General features: G+C 44.4%; 15 protein-coding genes. 9 read left to right on the plus strand and 6 right to left on the minus strand.

What is annotated here, in order from left to right; all coding sequences use genetic code 11:
• Positions 1-171: 171 nt before the first annotated feature.
• From L4C44_RS04245 to L4C44_RS04255, 3 genes are all read right to left on the minus strand, one after another.
• Positions 172-3291 carry an efflux RND transporter permease subunit gene (locus L4C44_RS04245; protein WP_428804440.1) on the minus strand — a complete coding sequence of 1040 codons (3120 nt, stop codon included), beginning with the start codon at positions 3289-3291 and terminating at the stop codon, positions 172-174.
• Positions 3292-3297: 6 nt separating this feature from the next.
• Positions 3298-4383, minus strand: a complete 1086-nt coding sequence (locus tag L4C44_RS04250) for an efflux RND transporter periplasmic adaptor subunit (RefSeq protein ID WP_428804441.1) — start codon at positions 4381-4383, stop codon at positions 3298-3300.
• 152 nt (positions 4384-4535) lie between these two features.
• Complete coding sequence (locus L4C44_RS04255) at positions 4536-5948, minus strand: TolC family outer membrane protein (RefSeq protein ID WP_428804442.1); 1413 nt, start codon at positions 5946-5948, stop codon at positions 4536-4538.
• A 267-nt stretch (positions 5949-6215) separates the two neighbouring features.
• Here L4C44_RS04255 and L4C44_RS04260 point away from each other — a divergent pair, with 267 nt between their 5' ends.
• From L4C44_RS04260 to L4C44_RS04285, 6 genes are all read left to right on the plus strand, one after another.
• The gene (locus tag L4C44_RS04260; RefSeq protein ID WP_428804443.1) at positions 6216-6470 is read left to right on the plus strand and encodes a cold shock domain-containing protein; all 255 of its coding nucleotides are present in this window, start codon (positions 6216-6218) and stop codon (positions 6468-6470) included.
• Positions 6467-7810 (plus strand): hypothetical protein, encoded by a 1344-nt coding sequence (locus L4C44_RS04265; RefSeq protein ID WP_428804444.1) that lies wholly within the window; start codon positions 6467-6469, stop codon positions 7808-7810. The genes L4C44_RS04260 and L4C44_RS04265 overlap by 4 nt, the downstream gene beginning before the upstream one ends.
• 22 nt (positions 7811-7832) lie before the next feature.
• Entirely contained in the window at positions 7833-8561 is a 729-nt protein-coding gene (locus L4C44_RS04270) for a winged helix-turn-helix domain-containing protein (RefSeq protein WP_428804445.1), read from the plus strand.
• A complete protein-coding gene (locus L4C44_RS04275; RefSeq protein WP_428804446.1) occupies positions 8537-9094 on the plus strand; it encodes a hypothetical protein in 558 nt (185 codons plus the stop codon). Before L4C44_RS04270 ends, L4C44_RS04275 begins: the two co-directional genes overlap by 25 nt.
• Positions 9095-9232: 138 nt before the next feature.
• On the plus strand, positions 9233-10129 hold the full coding sequence (locus L4C44_RS04280) for a LysR family transcriptional regulator (RefSeq protein WP_428804447.1): 897 nt from the start codon (positions 9233-9235) through the stop codon (positions 10127-10129).
• Positions 10130-10244: 115 nt separating this feature from the next.
• A complete protein-coding gene (locus L4C44_RS04285; RefSeq protein WP_428804448.1) occupies positions 10245-11282 on the plus strand; it encodes a linear amide C-N hydrolase in 1038 nt (345 codons plus the stop codon).
• A gap of 130 nt (positions 11283-11412) precedes the next feature.
• Here the strand turns inward: L4C44_RS04285 and L4C44_RS04290 are convergent, their stop codons facing one another.
• Positions 11413-12303 carry a LysR family transcriptional regulator gene (locus L4C44_RS04290; protein ID WP_428804449.1) on the minus strand — a complete coding sequence of 297 codons (891 nt, stop codon included), beginning with the start codon at positions 12301-12303 and terminating at the stop codon, positions 11413-11415.
• 369 nt (positions 12304-12672) lie between these two features.
• Here L4C44_RS04290 and L4C44_RS04295 point away from each other — a divergent pair, with 369 nt between their 5' ends.
• The 3 genes from L4C44_RS04295 to L4C44_RS04305 all read left to right on the plus strand — a co-directional run bounded on the left by L4C44_RS04295 (position 12673) and on the right by L4C44_RS04305 (position 17203).
• Positions 12673-14574, plus strand: coding sequence for an amidohydrolase (locus tag L4C44_RS04295; protein WP_428804450.1), 1902 nt, complete (start codon positions 12673-12675; stop codon positions 14572-14574).
• An 864-nt stretch (positions 14575-15438) separates the two neighbouring features.
• Positions 15439-15978, plus strand: a complete 540-nt coding sequence (locus L4C44_RS04300; RefSeq protein ID WP_428804451.1) for a hypothetical protein — start codon at positions 15439-15441, stop codon at positions 15976-15978.
• 31 nt (positions 15979-16009) lie between these two features.
• Positions 16010-17203: a carbohydrate porin gene (locus L4C44_RS04305; RefSeq protein WP_428804452.1), complete on the plus strand. Its 1194-nt coding sequence runs from the start codon at positions 16010-16012 to the stop codon at positions 17201-17203.
• Between the two features lie 96 nt (positions 17204-17299).
• Here L4C44_RS04305 and yejF read toward each other — a convergent pair whose 3' ends face one another.
• Both yejF and L4C44_RS04315 read right to left on the minus strand, forming a co-directional pair.
• Positions 17300-18919, minus strand: a complete 1620-nt coding sequence (gene yejF, locus L4C44_RS04310) for a microcin C ABC transporter ATP-binding protein YejF (protein WP_428804453.1) — start codon at positions 18917-18919, stop codon at positions 17300-17302.
• Between the two features lie 9 nt (positions 18920-18928).
• Positions 18929-19951, minus strand: coding sequence for an ABC transporter permease (locus L4C44_RS04315; RefSeq protein WP_428804454.1), 1023 nt, complete (start codon positions 19949-19951; stop codon positions 18929-18931).
• Between the last annotated feature and the right edge of the window lie 31 nt (positions 19952-19982).

A 19982-nucleotide genomic window follows, 5' to 3' on the forward strand; every position in this document is an offset into this window, starting at 1 on the left:
CATAGCCGCTTCCGTACTCACATGGCTCATATTCAAAAACGGGGCAGAGAAGTACTCCCTGCCTCACTCAATTATCAGACGATAAAAACAATCTTTAAAATTCATAACGAGGGTAAAAACCATCAATAAAGCAACAACACACCTTTGCCGTCACTTTATTGAGGCTATGGGTTACTGTTGTTTCGTTTTCAGCTTTTCACGAAGCGTTTGGAAAATGGCATAGAAGCCCGGAGTCATCATCGAACCGACCACCAGCACCATCAACATGCCACCCAGTAGCGCCAGTCCAGTGGTGTTCTGAGAGATAGCCCCAGCACCATTGGCAAACACCAAAGGCAAGATGCCAAGAATGAATGACCATGACGTCATGTTTACGGCTCTAAAACGCATCTTGCCGCCTTGGATCGCTGCCTCTTCGATACTTAAACCTTGAGTTTCACGCTTCAGCTTTGAGAACTCGACCATCAAAATCGCGTTCTTGGCTGCAAGGGAAATCAATAGAATCAAGCCAATTTGCCCGTAGATAGACAAGGCTTGCCCACCCGCTAATAGCGCCGCGAAAGTACCCACAGCAGCGGTTGGAGCCACAATAATGATCGCAGCTGGCAGAGCCCACGATTCGTACTGAGCAACAAGGAACAAGTAGATAAAGACCAGAGCTAAAACCAATGCGATTTGAGCCGTGTTCCCCGCCAACTTCTCTTGATAAGCCATGTTGGTCCACTCATAGGTGTAACCCTGAGTTAAAACTTCCTCGGCAATACGCTCCATTGCATCAATCGCTTCACCAGATGAGTAACCTGGAGCTGGATTTAACTGCAAACGTGCCGCTGGTAACATGTTGTAGCTTGTGACTAGGTCAGGCTCTAATGTCGGTTCAATCGTTGCGATAGCAGACAGCGGAACTTGCTCGCCAAGCGCCGACGGGACATGTATGCGTAACACATCAGATAGATCATTTCGTTGTTCCCCTTTAGCTTGAACAAAAACTCGGTAGCTTCTTCCGTTTAGTGCAAAGTCATTCACGTATGAAGACGCTAGATGTGTCGCCATCGCATCATTAATTGCACTGAGTGGTACACCTAACTGACGTGCTTTCTCACGATCAATTTCAACGTTGTAATGTGGAACATTGGCACGATAAGTCGTCATCGCATTGGTGATTTCTGGCGCTTGATTGGCCGCTGCCATCATCGCGTAAGTCACTTGCGCGAGTTCTTGAGCAGTGCGTCCAGACGTGTCTTGCACCATAAACTCAAGTGCATCACCGATACCAATACCTGGAATAGGTGGTAGGCCCATAGCGATGCTCATCGACTTATCAATGCCATACAATTGCATGTTGATGCGCTGGGCAACCGCAGCTTGTGTATGGTCGCCATCCATTGCAAGACGCTCATCCCAGTCTTTCAAATTGACAAACATGGTCGCTGAGTTAGCGGCAACACCACCAGTCAGAGCATTGAAGCCAATCGCACCTGCGAAATCTTCAATTGCTGGGTCTTGGTTTAATACCGCTTCAGCTTGACGAATCAAGTCATGAGTACGCTCTTTCGACGCGTTATCAGGCAAGAACATCGCGAGCGCTAATACGCCTTTGTCTTCGGCTGGAACAAATGCCGTCGGTAGCTTGTCATTCATCGCTACCATGGCAGCAATAGCCACTGCGAACGCCACCAGAAGTACTGCTGATTTGCGCACCAATAAAGATACCGCTTTGCCGTAAGCCGTCGTCACTTTGTCGAACATTGCATTAAATGCCACAAACCACTTAGCAGGCTTGGGATTGCGCTTCATAACCATTGCACATAGTGCAGGTGACAAAGTAAGTGCATTGATAGCGGATAGCACCAAAGCGATACAGATGGTGATAGAGAACTGAGCAAACATCAGCCCCGTGATACCGGGAAGCAATGCCACAGGAATAAACACCGCGAGCATGACCAATGTCGACGCGACAATCGGGCCGGTGACTTCTTTCATCGCTCGATTAGTTGCTTCTTTGGCATTAATGGTCTGATTTTCGTTAAGAATGCGCTCTACGTTCTCAACCACCAAGATTGCATTGTCCACCACGATACCAATCGCCAGAATCAAGCCAAATAAGGTAACGGTATTGATACTAAAGCCACCCATTTGCATGAAAGCAAAAGTACCAATCAAAGACACAGGAATCGCAACCACAGGTGCAAGTGTTGTTCTGACATTACCTAAGAACAGGTAAGTCACCGCAATCACAAGCCCGACAGCAACAATTAAGGTTTCAACGATACTGCGAATAGACGCTTCAACCGATAAGGTGGTGTCGTATGGGATCGCGTAAGTCATACCGGCAGGCATGATGCTTTCAATGTCTTTCAATACCGATTTAACCGCAGCGCCTGTTTCCAAAGCGTTGGCATCTGGGTTGGCCTGCATTGCAACTAAAGCGGCATCTCCGCCATTGTAGGTTGCGTAGGCATCATAGAATTGACTGCCAATCTCAACGTTTGATACATCTTTCAGATAGATTTGATTGCCGTCTGCTAACGTTTTTACAATAATTTGTTCAAACTCTTCTGCACTCGATAGTCGACCTTGTGTGATCAAGTTAAACTGCAATGCGGCATTTTCACGACTTGGACCTTGCCCAATTCGCCCTGCTGGCACGACTGCATTTTGTTCACGAATCGCGTTCTTCACATCAAATGTCGTCACACCCAGTGACGCCATACGATCCATATCGAGCCACACTCGCATGCCATAGGTCGCACCAATCAAGTCACTGCTCGCCAAGCCAGGGATACGAGCGATACGTTCCATGAAGTTTGATTCAACCCAACTGTTAAGTTCTAGTTCTGACATCGATTGATCTTCAGAGTAGAAAGCAATCGCGAGCAAATCATCCGGCGCGGCTTTACGAATACGCACACCACGGGCACGAACTTCAAACGGCAGCATGTTTTCAGCAACGGCAACGCGGTTAGATACGTTAACCATCGCCATATCGGCGTCAACACTGTTATCAAAGGTAATGTTTAAGAAGTAACGGCCATCGTTCGTTGAACGCGACTGCATGTAAACCATGCCATCAACCCCGTTCACTTCCTCTTCGATTGGATTACCAATCACCTCTTTTACGGTTTCAGCACTGGCACCCGGCATGAACGCTACGACACGAACTTGTGGAGGCGTCACACTTGGATACTCTGAAATCGGCATGGTTTTAATTGCAATCAAACCAATCAAGGTCAGGAAGATCGAGATAACAAATGCAAATTTCGGTCGGTCGATAAAAAATTTACTGAGCATAATCTATTACTCCGCAACTGAAACAGGGGCACCAGGACGAATGCGTTGAAGTCCGCCAACAATCACTGGTTCACCGGCATCCAAGCCATTTGCGACGAAAACATCTTGTCCAATTCGATCACCTACAACGACATCACGACGCACCGCGTTGCCTTCTTCGATGGTAAGTACATATTGAGTGAGCTGATCTTGATGGATCGCTTTATGAGGAATTTGCACGCCGCTTAACGGCTCTGCACTCGTTAGCCCAACACGAACAAATTGATTCGGCAGCAGACCCGCTTCGCTGTTATCAAAAGAGGCAGAAATCATCACCGTACCGCTGGCTGCATTCACTTTGTTATCAACAAAAGCGATGTTGCCTTGGTAATCCGTCAATTGACCATCACGCTCAAGCAATACTGATGTCGCTTGCTTACCTTGAAGCTGATATTGACTCAGTTCGCTTTCTTTAATCGAGAAAGTCGCATCAATCGGATCCATCTTTATCAGGTCAATTAATGGGCCAAAGTTAGGTCCTACCATGTCGCCGATAGAGAAGTTACTTTTTCCTAACTGCCCTGAATACGGTGCTTTAACTTGGGTTTGATCTAAGTTGTCTTGCTGAACTCTTACGTTTGCTCGCGCAGATACCACTCGAGATCTCGCCATCTCTAGCTCCGCAATACTCAAATCGAGCTGCGACTGTGAAATACCGCCCGACTTCAACATCTGAGTGGTTCTTTCATGGTTTAGCTGAGTCAAACTCAGTGCCGATTGCGCTTCAGATAAGGTTGCTTTTGCTGCATCAAATGCCGCTTGGTACGAGGTCGGATCAATTTCAAAAAGCACAGCTCCCGCTTCGACCAAGGCACCATCATCAAAGAGTTTGTTTAACAAGAAACCACTGGTTCTTGGCGTCAATTGAGCAGATTCAACCGCCTCCATTCGTCCTACATGATATTGGATTGGCGAATGTGCCATTTCCTCTGCAAGCACCACCGTTACCGGTGTACTAGGCACTGGAGCAGCAGTTTGCTCCGTAGGTTGTGAATTACCACCACAGCCTGCAAGTAAGATACTTGCGGTTAATAACGTTATTGTTTTTTTCATCGTGTGTTCTCTACAAATACGTCGATACATTGAGTGACTGCATCCTTGATTCAACCTAATGGTTCAATCTCAGGTGCCATCACATTTGATCTATTTTCTATTCGGCGTTGACGCCATGATTTAGAGCGAGCGCTTTTAACCGGCTTTTTCGACTACCGTTTCAAACCAGCGTTAATCGCACTGATGTCTTCAGGTAGAAGCTCACCACCCAAGAACTTGAGCTGTAGTGACACCAAAATGAAATCAATTTGCGCTTCAGTCAGGTCTTGCTTCGCCGCATAAAGCTGACGAGCTCCGTTCAGCACATCGACAATCGTTCTGTTGCCAATTTCAAAGCCTTGTTGGGTTGCTACAAGTGAGCGTTCAGCAGAATGAACAGCGTTGGCATAAGCTTGCTGGGCACTAATAAGGGCGTTGAGGTCTTTTTCTGCACCGCGGATTTGGCGTGTCACGCTTCTCCAAGATTGCTCTTGAAGCTGAAGGGCCTGTTGGTATTGAACTTTGGCTTGTTGTACTTCGTTGTTGGTTGCCCCGCCTCGGTAGACAGGCAAGGTCATTGCAACGCCTGCAAATACGGTAGAGTTATTATCTAGGCTTTGAAATTCATCGCTCGGCTGCCCCATGTCGGTTCTTCGGCTATCTGAAGCAAAGGTGTAGCGGTATTCCGCCACCAACCCTAAACTTGGTTGGTGACCAGCCTGTGCCAACTCAATCTGTTGCTTACTGATTTCAACCAGTTGCTTTTGAATTTGCATTTCTGGGTTAAATTGCTGCGCCTTTTCCTGCCAAGTCAGTGCGTTTTCTGGAGTGGGAATATTTGCTGAGTAGCGGTCAGCATTTAATGGGTGAACCGAGGTAAACTCTCTTCCCGACAACTCATAAAGCGCATCAAGAGACTTCTCAACTTCGTTTTCAACCACAATCACCGATGCAGAAACCAAATCGAACTGAGCACGCGCATCAATCACGTCATTTTCAGGAATCATCCCTAAAGAAAATTGGCGCTCGGTTTGCTTAAGCTGCTCTTCGAACGCTTCTTGTGTCGCTTTGGTTTGCTTTAACGACTCTTGCACTTTAAGAGCATTGAAATAGCCCACTACGACTTGCAAAGCGAGGCTCTCTAGCGCGACTTGGTGTGAGACTTGGCTGAGTTCAACCTGTTGATTGCTTAACTCATTTGCCGCGTTCAGTTTTGCGTTATAAATATTTTGCCCAACAGAAACAGACGCTTGCGCTGCGTTGGTGTCTATCTCGTTGAGTGTGGTGTAACTGTTACGAAGCACACCATACGCAAGGTTTGCATCAACCTGAGGTAAATACGCGGCACCTACTTTGTCTGCGCCATAAGTCGCACTATCAATGGCTAATGCTGCACTTTTTAACGCTGGGTTATTGTCGAGAGATTGCTGATACAGCTCACTTAAGCTGACACTTTCAGCCAATGCTCCGTAGCTCGTTAATGCTCCAACCACCAGCACAGCTAACGCCGAGACTTTCATAGAAGATCTCGGTGTTCTGCGATTAACGGCAACCGTACTTGGAAGCATTGAAGTTTGTTTTTTCATGGAATGACCCACCAACACATCAAATGGATGAATGGACTTGCGCCCTTTTGAGTCAAGTTTTGCGATTTAGGGAGTTGAGCTGTAGCGCCGTCGGAATCAAACTTGTTCTAAGTCATGATTTACTGGCAAATACCGAGGGTTTTGTGTCGGATTCCACATAGAATTTGGATTTAATTAATTACTTATTAAATAGATTTAAATCAAACTTTGTCATAGCACCCACTGATAGAATCACCTCATTACCTATTCACTGAGTTAATCTCGTAAATGTCCGATTTGATTTGCACTCGTGGCTACATCACTTGGTTTCACCTAGAAAACGGGTTTGGTTTTGCTAAACCTGATCACGGTGATATTGATGTACTCATTCACATCAGTGTCATTGAATTTGATGGTGAAATTAACTTAGAGGAAGGTCAACGAGTCTATATGGAGCTTGAGGAAATAAAAGGTAAGCCTCACTGGAATGCCGTCAAAGTGCTACCTCTGGCAAAACCATTCTCCGCATTAGAGTCAGTATGATGAATACTCATCAACGAGGTCGCCCTACTCTGTCTCCAATTGTGAAACTAGGTAAACACGTCGTAAGAGACTATCAAGATTACGTGAGTCTTAACCTCCGTTACCAAGCTCAGCTTCGTCAACACTACCCAGAACACAACGCAGAACAGTTGGCTCTCATTAACGCCGACATCATCAGCGCCTCTGAGGAGTATAAGATTTGGAGCAGCATTGATAACCTAATGCTATCTGCGCAACGTCATTCTGATCCGTTCCAGCAATGGCAAAGCGTTAATAAGAAGGTATTAGGCAATGTGCAGCAGCTTATTAGCCTGTACCAACTTCGGATTAGGTCGCTTCCGTCACAGCCAAGTTCAATACTTGTGTGTGATTTCGCGGATCAGCTTTGGCTCCATGAGAAAGCTTTCTCACAAAAGGGAATCTCGCAAACAGTGAGCACTTGGATTGAAAGTACATTAGTTAAGGCGACTGTTTTTCAGCAAAATGATTGGTTCTATACCGTTATAGAAAATTTCAAATCGGGCATCAGAGAGAGTAGCGGAACGTTATTAAATGATTCAAAGATTCTCAATAATTTCTGGAGTGACGACACTTCGTTTGTGTTTGAGCGCATCAAGCATCAACGAAAGGTCATTCGGTTACTGATGCTGCATATTATTGACAACAAAATTGATTCACTGCTACCAAGGCAATCACAAAGCAGCGCGGGTAGGCCAGCACTCCCCTTGCCTGTACTATTAATGCGACAAGAGCAAGTGCTTCAAGATACGTACCTCGAATACAGACACACGTGTCATACACACAACCAACCGGCACTAAGTATTGAAACACTGTCCGCCAACACGCTCGAAAAAAACAATAAAGCAACAACCCAAACAAAAGCCGGTAGAAAACCGATGAGTGAACTGCAAAAACTCGTCAATCAAAGCCTAGTATTAGAAGACCAGATACTATGCCAAGAGCACCAACTTGATGAACACACCATCGATTTTTCACGATTGAAATCTAACCAAAGTAGCCACATTGAAAGTAGCTCGACAATAGATAAAGCCGTAAAGAGAGGACGCCCAACACGCTCACCTCAAGACCAAATAGCTCGATTAAAAGCCAAACTCGACAACATAAATCAAGCCATTGAACAGTTGAAATCAAAAACTAAGTCAGTAACCGCTGATACGATAGCGAGAAATATTTTGCACTATCAAAGCCTTTGGCTGACCAATAAAATAGCGCACGCTGATCGCATATTGGTTAAACAAGAGAGTCCACTTGAGCTTGCTCGTCGTCGCAAGTGGGATCAAAAGTTACTGACGATACGATCCACCTTAAGTAAGATTTAGACTTAACCTTGAGCGAGCCACGATGAGTTTCTACCTATTAAATCAAAATCTGCTTTTTAACAGTCAAAGCGGAAAGCTGTTAAACCTGACGTCTTTGCAAGAGACACAACTGCGTTCCAATGAATGGAAATTGCTGTCACTTTTCATTGAACATGCAGGTTCTGACCTCACATCAGCGTTTATTCTTGAGGCTATCTGGGAAAGTACACGTGCTAAATCGAGTGTCGCTACGGCTGTGAAAAACTTGCGTGCACAACTGGGAGATTCGAGCGAACAACCAAAATTCATCCAAACTCAAGTGATGAAGGGCTACGCCTATATCGGAGAAACTCAAGCGCTCACTGAAGCAGAGTCCCAATCACTGATTACTCGCCACGCTTCGTTATGGTCAAAATCAACAAACTGGGTTCAACATAACAAAACCTTTTTTATTCATAGCCTTATTAGGTTCACATGTGTTCTATTTATCGCCTGGAACTTAGCCGACTTGTACAACAATAGTGCATTCAGTCGGCTTACAACTGAGCCGACAATAGCACCGCCTATCCCGATGTTAATACACCAAAAAGCTCAGAGCCCTAGCGAGCACGACGTTCAGATTTGTCAGTCCTTGCTCATCGAAGCTCAGCAAAGTGCACTGTTTGACACTTTGCCTTTTCATCGCAAAAACTCTGCCCCTGCACTTCCTCGATTATATTGGCGAGATCACAATAAGGAGGTGCTTGTATGTCATCTATCACCACTAAAATAGTGACCGGTGTTTTTATTATTGTCGCGCTGGCGTCTTACATTATTAAAGATATTTACATTACTCAGTACAGCCCTGAATCGGTATTTCTGAACCAATATTGGTCATATAAACACAGAGGCTACCCAAGTCGATTTGGTTACCTTACTCAGTTATGGGATATACGCGTAGTCGAGACTGAGTCGGAAGTTTGGATGACACCAGACAAGTCTTATCACGCGATGCATTTTAACTTTTTCAGCCAGACAGGCTCTGTGGCCGAAGTCACCATAAAATTCGACACCCATTGGCAACGATTCGAAAATAATCATATTCAATTTAATGTAGTGGCCGATTCGATTCGCTTAGAGAGTACCTCTAAAAAAATAAATCAAGACAAGTTCAAAGCTTTTTCACAAGATATGATTATGACGATGTTTTCGACACCAAGAAAAATCATTTCATTGTCACCAAATGAAATTATTACCGAATTACCCTACTTGGGGCTAGTTAGACAGAACAAAATAGAAGATCCCAACCTACTCGATCTTCATTAAACTCAATCTAGCAACAAAGTCGTTGTGCTGATCACATTTTCAGCGCACGACAAAGGATAAAAATTAGCATAAGCACCAAATATGCGGGATGATTTCTTTCATAAGAACATTAACTATCTATCCCGCAGAGGTTTACATATGTTTTCCTACGAACACTTGCTAGCATTTTGTACTACATACGAAGCGTCTTCATACAGTGGCGCAGCCAAACAACTAGGTAAAGACCGAACCACCATACGAGACCAAGTAAAAGCGGTTGAAGACTTGTACGGCGTAACCCTGTTTGAAATAGTAGGAAAAAAAGCGACACCAACCACCGCAGCAGAGCATATATATCAGAGATCTAAAGTTGTCCTGAGTAACACCGAAAAACTCAGTACATCCTTAGAAAACATCTATATGGATGAAATGCTCACGCTCAACATCTATCACGATATTTCATTGCCACTAAATTTAGCGATCAAAGTCGAACATGCATTGCATAAGCAAAGTCCAGAACTGCGTGTACACTGGTTACATCGAAACCGAGAAGAAGCATTTGATTCTATTGAGAAGCAAACCAATAGTATTGCGTTGATGCAGCACAAAAACATTCAGCGATTCAGCCAAAATGTGGAGTTCTTTTCCTTAGGATATGGTCAGTTAGGTATCTACGCGGGCAAACGAAGCAAGCTTCCTCATCTCAATAACCTTTCTATTGAAGACCTAAGGTTAGAGAAGCAATATGTAAGTGAAAACCACTTCAATACACTCCCTGACCTATATTTGATTTCACCGCACTATCACTTAGTAAGTAACAACGATTTGTTACTCGAGTTAGTCAAACACGATGGTTGGGCAATAATGAGCAAAGAGCTTGCGGATCCTCAACTTCAGCGAGGTGAACTGCTGCAGATTGAGATCAAAGAGCTCGCTAATCATTTTAACTTTGGTCTAACACTTTATTATCCAGTATCTATGAATGATAGAGAGCCCCTACCGACGATTAAGGCTATTACAAAAGCACATTTTGCCGAAGCTATTAGCGTTTTATAGGGAACAAGAATATAAGCCCACACTTAATGATGGATTAAAACCCGCACATTGTAATTTTTAAGGGGGGAAACCAATGTAATGATAATTGTATTCCGAAACTACAAAGGCATTCATCATGAACAAAAAGATTTTATCTACCGCTATAGTTGCTACTTTTACAATGGGTGTTGTTACCGCCGCTGAAGCTTGTACACGCATACTTTGGGATACTAAGGACAACGGTACATTCGTCACTAGAACCTTAGATTGGTCAGAACAAACCAATGTTCATCTCATCAACATTCCGAAGGAAACAACGTATCTAACGCACCTCGATAACAATAACCAAGTTACCTCAAAATACGATGTCACTGGGTTAACGACATACGGTCAAATAACGGATGGTATGAATAGTGCTGGGCTCAGCGGCAACGTGCTATACGATCGTGGTATGGATACCGAAGAATCAACGAAAGCTGATGATCTAGGCACACTTACCTACCTCAAGCATGTACTCTCCCAATTTAGCACGGTAGAAGAAGCGGTTAGATTTATCGAAAAAACACAGGCTGCAACAGAATTCGTACCTGGTGTACCAATCAGAATTGCACTACACATCAGTCTTCAAGACACAACCGGTGATTCAGCGATCATTGAGTTCAGATCCGAGGGGCCACGAATTTGGCACGGACCTGAATACACAGTAATGACGAATCAACCGGACTACGACCAGCACTTGGCAAACGTAGAACGCTCTAAGCGTGGCTGGGGCCCACAAGAACAACAATTTTCACAGACTAACCTTGGTACTGGTGGCAACGCAAACCCAGAAGACAGATTCATCCACGCAACTTACTACACTGGACACCTCGCAGAGCCAACCAGTGTAATTAATGGCATGGTAAAACTCGATTCCGTAACCTACAAAATCCCACATGATGCGCCAAATGTATCAATTGATGGTGTAATGGCAGGTTACGCGACAGAGTATGCGGTGAACTATCACCTACAATCAGGTGAAGCGTTACTTCGCTACCAATGGGGAGATGACTACACTCAACTTCAATATAATATGCGAGATATCCAAGAATCTGGAAAAGCGATCAACTTCCAGTTAATCCAGCCGGGTTTGATTGGAGACGTGACTGAAACAATAATTCAATCAGCAAACTAAACAAAGCTAAACGGACAAAGGCCACTTGGCCTTTGTCTATTCATAATCAACACTCCGCTTCAACTTGAGTGCATCTACCGAACTCTCAACTTATATTAATTACCTTTCAAAACGATATTAAAGGGTGGTTCTACAAATTCTTAGTTGCGTAGCCCTTCAGTACTTCAACCAAACCTTTATATACATTGGTATTTTCAAAGCTCGTTGGATAGAAAAACGAGAGCCCAAACTTTGCGCTGTGTGTAAGCAATTCATTAAACTCTATTCGGCGGAGCTTTTTTTCATTCACCGCTTCGGTCGCTAAGCTTTTTGGAAGTAACGCCCACCCATTCACTTTCACTAACTCCAGTAACATATCGTTATTACTTACCGTGCGAAAATACGGTGATACACCCAACCACTCTGGCATGGTTTTACTTTGGTTTTCACTGATGTACTGCGTTTCTAATTGCAGATCTTCAAGTCGAATCTCACTGATTTTGAACAGAGGACTATCAACCCGTGCGTAAGCAGCAATATCACCGTCACCAAGTTTGATGGCGCTGATTGGGTATTCCGACATGTTTTCCATTCGGTGCTGCATGATCGCAACTTTGTTATACGCTTGTGTCACATCAACCAAGATTTCGTCTCGATTTCGATGCAACCAATTGAGCACCATATCAGGGTGTGCCTTCAAAACATGCTGTTCTATCTCCACAACCAAATCGTTGGGCATCAGAGTGTCGTGATAAAAATCCAAACGGGTCAGCTCTTGGTGATGAGCATTCATCATTCTTAGATGTAATCGCTCACTGTTTTGCACCAGCAATTTTGACTGCTTATAAATAGAGCGTGCAAAGCTAGTTGGTATCGCCTTTTTGCCTTCAATCGTAAATAAAATGGTTCGATAACTGTCTTCTAACGCTTTCACTTGTTCTCGAATGGTCGTTCTATCTTTACCAAGAACTCTCGCGGCCTTGCTATAGCTCTGTTCGTCATACGTCGCACAGAATGAGTTTAAGTGTTCGTAAGAAAACATTCCCACCACCTTAGATTTATTAATGTTTGGATTTACCCATCATTATGCGTTATTAGAAACGTAATAACACTGCTAAATTAGCAACAAATGTGAGGCGAAGAGAGTTTTCACTCTGTATTTGAACGATAAAATTCGCTTCTCTATGTATTGGCAGTAAGCCCAGAAGTTAGCTATACACACTTAATTGAACAGAAGTTACGCATTGCTAATTATGGGTTTACCGCCTCTCTTTCCTTATCACTTATCCGTGAATACAAAGAAAGAACTGACTTTCTACGCGCTCACAGGAAGATTGATTTTCCAAAGCGCGATGGTCGACTTAACCCTCTCATAGAACAAGGCCGTTAATTGAGAGCAATAGGATTCATTATGAAAAAGCTACTTCTCTCAACGGTTATTGCTGGCCTAGTCGCCACACCTGCTTTCGCCGAAACCTCTACTAGCCCTATAACGCTTTACGTATCGAACGACATCATTACCCTTTCAGATCACGATCATAGCAACGTAGACGCTATCGCAGTCCAAGACGGTAAAATCCTCGACCTTGGCGATCAAAAAACACTCACCACTAAGTACCAATCTAAAGATGGTTTTACGATTGATAAATCATTTGAAGATCGCGTTCTTACACCGGGCTTTGTTGAACCTCACGTTCACCTTTGGCTGATGGCGTTATTGATCGGCACAGACTTTATTACTCCTGCTGATTGGGACTTACCGTGGGGTAACGTTGAAGGCGTAATCGGCCATGATAACTACTTAGCCAGTTTAACAGAGTTAGAAAGTGAACTGGCTGAAGGCGAACCATTGGTAAGCTGGGGCTACCATCATTACTTCCACGGCAATGAAATGAGCCGCGAGTTGCTGAATAACATTTCTGAAGACCGACCAATTATCATTTGGCACCGCAGCTTCCACGAATTGTTCTTCAACGATGCAGCGATGGAAATGCTAGGTTGGTCTGAAGAAGACTGGACTGGCGAAGGCCATGCGTATACTCAGTTGGACTGGGAACGAGGCCATGCTTATGAAGCTGGCGGCAAACTCATTCTCAATGATGTAATGAGCTTCTGGGTAAATAGCGGCATTTTTGCAACGGGGATGGAGCGAACCAAAGATTACATCCACTCTGGTGGTATCACTACCGCCATTGATCCAGGTGTCGTTGCAACACCAGAGATGTTCGAACAAGTAGTCGACATCCTTGAAGACGGCAACTTCCCAATGGATTACTGGTTAATGCCAGCCGGTAACTTTACCTACATGATGGCGGAAAACGACCCTGCCAAAGGTAAAGCGATTGCCGAAGGTTTGACTCAACACCCGTCTTATCAAGGTGAGCAGATTAAGTGGCTGCCAAAATTCGTTAAGCTGTTCTCTGACGGCGCAATGTACAGTCAGTTAATGCAACTCAAAGATGGGTACACCGATGGTCATTCTGGCGAGTGGTTACAAGAACCAGAGGATCTTGAGGCCAGCATGCGCCCTTATTGGGAGGACGACTACACCATCATCATTCACGCTAATGGTGACTTAGGTTTCGAAACTGCGTTGAACATCGTTGAAAAACTCAACAAAGAAAAAAGTCGAGCCGATCACCGAACTGGATTCCACCACCTTGGAATTACAGATAAAAACGACATTCCTAGAGCGGTTGAAGTCGGGGCTAACTTCAGTGTGAACCCTTACTATACACACATCTTAGCAGAGTTGTATTCTGAGGAAGGCATCGGAAAAGAGCGAGCAGAGGTAATGGCTCGTGGGCGTTCATTCATCGATGCTGGCGGTATTCTATCGTTACATTCAGATTCTCCAATGGCTCCGGCACAACCATTAGGTCTAGTTTGGGCAGCGGTAAATAGAATCGGACTATCTGGTGAAACGGTTATGGGTCCAGAAGAGCGTGTCACGGTAGATGAAGCTATGCGTGCTATCACTATTGATGCCGCATACACCGCTCGTATGGAGAATGATATCGGCACCATTGATATCGGCAAGACGGCTAACTTTACCGTACTCGACGACAACCCATACACAGTGAAACCAGAGGACATCAACAAGATAAAAGTTGAAGCAACGATTTACCAAGGTATCCCTGCTCCGGTGAAAAACAGTAACTCTGGTTTAGCTATGACTGAGCAAAATATGAAAGTGGTGAACATACTCAATAGCCATCATGGACGCGGTCACCACCACCATGATCATGACCACGATGTGTGTGCGACAAGCTTGTACTTCCAACATGCTCTTACGGCGATTCAACAGCAATAACGTAGGCGTAATAACGATGAACATCGCTCTAAGCTGAGCGAGAGCATCTCAATAGCTTAAGCTTCATTGTTCTCTAAAAGTGATAGTGTGACCTCAGCGTCCACTATCACTTTTTCTTTTTATGGTACATGTTTACTGATTCCGCTATAAAGAATCCCCGATATAAAAATGGCTCTATACAAAGTTCTCTAACTCAATTCGACACGCTCTCACACCTTCAATCCCCTATCTCACAGATTCCCACATCACAACCAAATGTACCGACACTTAGCAGATCATCGAGAACGTTTGCCGTTTGGTGCCGCAATCTATTAACCACAACATAATTCAACGAGCGCTGCTTCCATACTGTTGGCTCTAGCGAATTGAGCCCATACCGTGAACAAGTGTGTTCGTCATGCTTGGCACTTGGCACTTGGCAGATAGAGATAAAGCTCCCCGCAACTCCTCATCAACAGTGACACCTTATTAAATCCTTGCAGAGCCAAAGACTTTTGCATCACAGATAACTCGTCAAAAGACGTAGCTCATTGGTCACCTTCTCTCTATGTGCTCTTGAGTACACACCTCTTCATTTTAACTGGCTAACCTCTTTTCGTATCATCTCACCTCTCCTGATGAGAGCAACAAAAATCTGATTTAATTACGCTGTTTACCACCGTAACTGCACCATTCTCCATCCACCAATATTCTCTTTTGTTCTCCTTTAATGACACCGGTATTGAAACGTCTATTAAACAGATGAAATTCAATGAAAAACCAATAAATACAATAGGTTAATTAAAACATAAAAACTTCAAAATTAGTTTTATCATCACCAAAATAGATAACATGACCCGGTCAATTACAACTCAGGTCAATACTATGTCTACCATTTGGGAATTGGATATGGGTTATCTAGAGTCACTTGGCAAGGAGCTACGCGGATACATTAAGGATGATGAAGTGACGGTATTACCCCAGCTTAGAACGCAATATCTTGCCGATCTAAATGCAGTTATTGAAAAGATGGTTTCGTCTTCAGCGAAAACAGATCAAATGGAGGCATTGGTAAAGGTTTGCCAGCATATTGCGACAACGGTCAACACCTCTCGCTATCACCGACTTAGCCAATGTATCGAGCGTATTCACTCACTCGTCAACAAGTTGCGTCACCAGCAGAACGCGGACCCTCAGCCTCTTAACGCTGATGCATTGTTCTTACTCGCGCAAAACCATGGCATTGCGATCTCAAGACACGACCTCAACGACGGTAAAGCGAGTTCGGTGTCTTTCGCTTACCAGCAAGGTTACCTGTCCATTTCCGAAGCGTTTGATGCTTTGAGTGCACTGTTTAAACATCAACGCCATTCACGAGCGGCCAACATGCTGAACAGTCCTGCTTATCTATCTCAATGCGCCTAGCCAGATTACGTTCTAACAATAAGATTTAATTATGAAATATTTATCATTACCCTTTTTTTTAGCTCCATTATTTTTATCGTCTTTAGCTAATGCAAGCCAGCCATATTCAGATACATTAACTGGTGATTGGGGAGGTGAACGCAGTCGTATTAAAGACAGCGGACTCTCTCTCGATGCTGAATACACCAACGTTTACCAATCGGCGGTTTCTGGCTCACCATCAAATTCAAATGAATTCACGCACCGTTTTGATCTGTTTGCAGCGCTTGATACTGAAAATGCTGGCCTATGGAATAACGGCACCTTTCGCACGCAGTTGATCTATCTAAACGGCGATGCGAACGACTTTGGCTTCTCCAGTCTGTCAGTACCTAATTCAGCCCATTACTCAGACAGCAGCAGCCCTTTCTTCTCATCCTTGTATTACACACACAAGTTTGATGACAACACCAACCTCCTAGCTGGCAAGATAGACGCGTTTGAGCTACTACGAAATGCGCCATTTTACGGTGGTGCAACTCGTCACGGGTTCATGAACCTTGCTTTTGCTGCGCCACCTAGCGGTGTGACTCCCCCATCCTTTATTGGTGGCATCATGAACCACACCATAGGTGATACTCGCATCACCGCGATGATTTACGATCCAAGAGACAGGTACGATGAAAACCTTGGCTTCAACGATTGGTTTGATGATGGTGTAAACTTTTCATTAGGTGCAACTCACTCATTCAAACTGTTCGGTAGAAGTTCTACGTTTGGTATATCTGGTACATACAGCACTGAAGAAGGAGTGGATTACTCGTCTTTGGGTGAAACCGCAAAATATAAGTACAACATTCGAGCTCAAGCAACACACAATATCTACGAGAGCAATAACGATACTATCGCAGTCTATCTAAGAGCAGCAGCGGCAGACGGTAATCCAAATATCATAGATGGAACGTTTGTTGGCGGATTTGGAGGCAACGCTTTCTTCTTCGACAGACCACAAGATCAATGGGGCGCGGGCTACTATTACTACAACTTGTCTAATGCGTTACAAAACAGCATTAGCGATTTGCCACTCGGAGCAGAATTAAAAGACGAGCAAGGTTTTGAGATCTACTACGCGTTCCAAGCGACGCCATGGTTAACCTTTACCGCAGATGCGCAATACGTAACACCCGCAGTCAGCACTCAAAGTAAAGTCGCGTTGTTTGGCCTAAGAACGAATATCGTTTTCTAGTACCACGCAAGTACTAATACGCTTTAAATAAAAAGAGCCTGATCATCAATGATCAGGCTCTTTTTTTGATTTTCATATTGAATCGAAACTCATCGATTAATGCGCTCCAACCTCAGATAAAGACACCAACTGTTTAGTGTAGTCATGTTGCGGATTACCAAACAAAGTCTCTGTATTCCCCTTCTCAATCACCTCACCGGCTTTCATTACGATGGTGTAATGACACAGTGATTTCACGACATTCAAATCATGGCTGATGAATAGATAGGTCAGACCGTACTTTTCTTGAAGTGACTTCAGCAAATCCAGAACTTGAGCTTGAACGGTTCTATCTAGTGAGGACGTAGGTTCATCTAACAAGATAAACTCTGGCTTAAGAATCAAAGCACGAGCAATAGCAATACGTTGCCTTTGACCGCCAGAAAACTCGTTCGGATAACGATGGCGAGTCTCAGGATCGAGGTCGACCTCTTTCATTACTTCACAGATGCGTTGGTCGAGTTCATGCTCATCCAATTGTTGATGCACTAACAAGCCCTCACCAATCACCTGAGCGACTGACATCCTTGGGTTCAGCGCAGAAAACGGATCTTGAAATACAACTTGCATACGGCTTCGAAACGGCAACATTTGTTGTCGATTTAAACCTTGAATTTGTTCATTCGCGTAGGTAATCGACCCTTCGCTATCCACCAGCTTCAGTATCGCCATGCCAGTTGTCGATTTACCAGAACCACTCTCACCTACTAGACCGATTGAGTGCCCCTTTTTCAAGGTAAACTCCATATCGGTAACGGCTTTGACGTGTGAAATCGTACGCTTGAACAAGCCGCCCGTGATCGGGAACCAAACACGAAGTTGGTCAACATTGAGTAGAGGCTTGCTATCTGGTGATACAGGAACAGGTAAGCCTTTAGGATCAGAGTTAATAAGTTTTTGAGTGTAAGGGTGAGTTGGTGCGTTGAACAATGTTTGGCAATCGTTACTTTCAACTAAACGACCATCTTTCATTACCGCTACTCTATCGGCAATTTTTCGAACAATACTCAAGTCATGAGTGATAAAGAGCATCGCCATACCCAACTCTTGTTGCAGGTCTTTCAGCAGGTCGAGGATCTGTGCTTGTACCGATACATCCAATGCTGTTGTGGGCTCATCAGCAATAAGCAGCTCTGGCTCATTGATCAGTGCCATCGCTATCATTACACGCTGACGCTCACCACCGGATAACTCATGCGGGTAAGCTGAAATCTTTTGCTCTGGGTAGCGGATACCCACCTTTGAAAGCCACTCTATCGCCAAGGCTTGCGCTTTATTGGTTCGCATACCTCGGTGAATAGAAAGAGTTTCAACCAACTGCTTACCGACTCGATGAAGTGGATTAAGCGAAACCATGGGTTCTTGGAAGATCATGCCGATGCGCCCGCCACGAATCCCGCGCAACTGTCTTTCAGAACAACTCAGAATATCGGTGCCAGAGAAATTGATCTTACCGTTTAAGTAATAAGATGAACCTTTTGGTAACAGCTTTAAAATCGAATTAGCCGTGACCGATTTACCGGAACCACTCTCGCCTACCAGCGCGAGCGTTTCACCTTTGTATATTTCTAAAGAGACATCTTGCGTCACTTGTTCTATCGAGTTTTTTCGCCCGAAACCTACAGACAGTTTATCTATGGTCAAAACTGGAGAAGCAGGCGTTGTATTTGAAGTCATAACCTATCCTTACTTCTGTTGATGTGGGTCGAAGGCATCACGTACCGCTTCACCAACGAAGACAAGTAACGTAAGCATCAGTGAAAGCACGACGAAAGCAGAGATACCAAGCCAAGGCGCTTGTAAGTTCGCTTTACCTTGCGCTAATAGCTCACCTAACGAAGGCGAACCCGCTGGAAGACCAAAGCCCAAGAAATCTAATGAGGTTAATGTGGTCACCGAGCCAGAAAGGATAAACGGCATCATAGTTAACGATGCAACCATCGCGTTAGGTAACATGTGACGAAGCATAATGCGTTTATCATCAACACCCATGGCTTGCGCGGCTCTTACATAATCAAAGTTTCGACAGCGTAAGAACTCGGCTCGAACAATACCCACCAAACTCATCCAACTGAAGAGCACCATAATTCCGAGCAACCACCAGAAGTTAGGTTCAATAAAACTGGAAAGGATAATCAGCAAGAATAGAGTCGGCATGCCAGACCAGACTTCAATGAAGCGCTGCCCGAACAAGTCCACCCAACCACCGTAGTACCCTTGTGTTGCACCGACAACCACACCTATCACGCTCGACACAATCGTCAGAATAAAACCAAACAAAACGGAGATACGGAACCCATAAATGATGCGAGCTAATACATCTCGCCCTTTATCATCGGTTCCTAGCCAGTTGACTGAATCAGGTTCCGAAGGCACAGCGCCTGAAATATCGAAATTTATCGTGTCGTAGCTAAAGGGAATGATTGGCCACACGATATAACCACTGTCTTCAATGAGTTCGATAACATACGGGTCTTTGTAGTCGGCTTCGGTTTCAAACTCACCAGCAAATTCCGTCTCGGCGTATTCATTGATGACGGGCACAAACCACTGATTATCATACGAAACCAATAATGGTTTATCGTTGGCAATGATTTCCGCGAACAGGCTCAATCCGAACAAGATGGTAAATATCCAAAGGGAGATAAAACCACGCTTGTTTGCTTTAAAACGTAACCAACGAGCTTCAGCTAAAGGGTTGTTAAACATTTATTATCAATACCTTGTTATTCGTTCGCCA

The organism is Vibrio satsumensis, from assembly GCF_050337435.1.
Taxonomy (GTDB): Bacteria; Pseudomonadota; Gammaproteobacteria; order Enterobacterales; family Vibrionaceae; genus Vibrio; species Vibrio satsumensis.

Excerpts from the sequence above, each read along its gene's own strand:
- L4C44_RS04245 (WP_428804440.1), bottom strand. The coding sequence starts at position 3,291 with ATGCTCAGTAAATTTTTTATCGACCGACCGAAATTTGCATTTGTTATC.
- L4C44_RS04250 (WP_428804441.1), bottom strand. The coding sequence starts at position 4,383 with ATGAAAAAAACAATAACGTTATTAACCGCAAGTATCTTACTTGCAGGC.
- L4C44_RS04255 (WP_428804442.1), bottom strand. The coding sequence starts at position 5,948 with ATGAAAAAACAAACTTCAATGCTTCCAAGTACGGTTGCCGTTAATCGC.
- L4C44_RS04260 (WP_428804443.1), top strand. The coding sequence starts at position 6,216 with ATGTCCGATTTGATTTGCACTCGTGGCTACATCACTTGGTTTCACCTA.
- L4C44_RS04265 (WP_428804444.1), top strand. The coding sequence starts at position 6,467 with ATGATGAATACTCATCAACGAGGTCGCCCTACTCTGTCTCCAATTGTG.
- L4C44_RS04270 (WP_428804445.1), top strand. The coding sequence starts at position 7,833 with ATGAGTTTCTACCTATTAAATCAAAATCTGCTTTTTAACAGTCAAAGC.
- L4C44_RS04275 (WP_428804446.1), top strand. The coding sequence starts at position 8,537 with ATGTCATCTATCACCACTAAAATAGTGACCGGTGTTTTTATTATTGTC.
- L4C44_RS04280 (WP_428804447.1), top strand. The coding sequence starts at position 9,233 with ATGTTTTCCTACGAACACTTGCTAGCATTTTGTACTACATACGAAGCG.
- L4C44_RS04285 (WP_428804448.1), top strand. The coding sequence starts at position 10,245 with ATGAACAAAAAGATTTTATCTACCGCTATAGTTGCTACTTTTACAATG.
- L4C44_RS04290 (WP_428804449.1), bottom strand. The coding sequence starts at position 12,303 with ATGTTTTCTTACGAACACTTAAACTCATTCTGTGCGACGTATGACGAA.
- L4C44_RS04295 (WP_428804450.1), top strand. The coding sequence starts at position 12,673 with ATGAAAAAGCTACTTCTCTCAACGGTTATTGCTGGCCTAGTCGCCACA.
- L4C44_RS04300 (WP_428804451.1), top strand. The coding sequence starts at position 15,439 with ATGTCTACCATTTGGGAATTGGATATGGGTTATCTAGAGTCACTTGGC.
- L4C44_RS04305 (WP_428804452.1), top strand. The coding sequence starts at position 16,010 with ATGAAATATTTATCATTACCCTTTTTTTTAGCTCCATTATTTTTATCG.
- yejF (WP_428804453.1), bottom strand. The coding sequence starts at position 18,919 with ATGACTTCAAATACAACGCCTGCTTCTCCAGTTTTGACCATAGATAAA.
- L4C44_RS04315 (WP_428804454.1), bottom strand. The coding sequence starts at position 19,951 with ATGTTTAACAACCCTTTAGCTGAAGCTCGTTGGTTACGTTTTAAAGCA.